Genomic DNA, 976 nt, shown 5'->3' with positions numbered 1-976 from the left:
AGAATCGAAAGTTACCTTAACATCTGTCTTTTCATACCCTAGTTCGCATTTTGCAGCTACTTCATGAGCAAGTTGTTCAAAATCTTCGATAGAGTAATCTTTCTCTTCAAGCATTTTTGATTCAGAAAATAATACAGTAACTGAAATTGGTTTAATCATCGTTGCCCCCAAGCATCGGAAAAATAGATTAAGAATAAGTTGTTCTCTTAACTTAAAAACATTATAACTCACACCCCCAATAAATACCATATTAACACACTATAAATAGTAAAATATACTTAACTTTATTTATTGACTTTGGCCCGAACAAGGGCGTCACAATAGGGCTCGATAGAGGGTCAGCTTTTTAGGCGAAGCCGTTAAGAAAAGCGATACAAATGCTTTTAGCTCGCCGAAGGCGAATCATATGGCCACCAGCATTCTGCTAGGACGGTGACAACGGGGGTTTGTTGGCAACGACCTAGCGCTGGAGGTCAACAGCCTTGAGCGGCAGCACTTAGTGAGGAACGAACCTTAGCGCTGCAGGGGTAAGTCCGGCGGGTGGGCCTCGGTGGCGACTAGGGGAAACCCCTGTTAGTGGAGAGAAAATTGTGAATGCGTTATATTGTTTACTCGCAACAAAAAGCCCTGAACTTAGTCAGGGCTTCTCTAATTAAAGCTTGGTTAAGCGGCTTGTTCTGTTGCTCCATTAATGTCACCACTATCATCGCTCATACTTTGAGAACCAAAGTACTGATCCTCTAACTTTTGCCGTGCTTCAGAAAGTGGTACACCCAGGGTTGTAAGGAGTTTATTTGCAGCCAAGTCAATGCTAGTTTTATTCACTGACATATTGCCACTCTTGTCATCTATGATGCGGCCAGTAAAGTCAGACGTACCTAGATCGCGTGAGTAGTTAAGTTCTTCAAGCTTATCCCACTGAACTGCTTCGAGAGAGCCATAGTGATTCATTGCGATATTTCCAGCTACTGCAACA

The 976-nt window shown here is 42.6% G+C and carries 2 protein-coding genes; both read right to left on the bottom strand.

Features of this window, described 5'->3' with window-relative positions; genetic code table 11:
• The coding region (locus R8O10_RS27970; RefSeq protein ID WP_412035171.1) for an LPD25 domain-containing protein at nt 1-159 on the bottom strand (159 nt) is incomplete at its 3' end.
• A gap of 504 nt (nt 160-663) precedes the next feature.
• On the bottom strand, nt 664-976 hold a 313-nt coding region (locus tag R8O10_RS24135; protein WP_318191813.1), incomplete at its 5' end, for a hypothetical protein.

The organism is Vibrio sp. 1727, assembly GCF_033344415.1.
In the GTDB taxonomy this organism is placed as follows: domain Bacteria; phylum Pseudomonadota; class Gammaproteobacteria; order Enterobacterales; family Vibrionaceae; genus Vibrio; species Vibrio alginolyticus.
The sequence above is the reverse complement of the archived record's forward strand: the minus strand, read 5'-3'. Positions and strand labels throughout refer to the sequence as shown.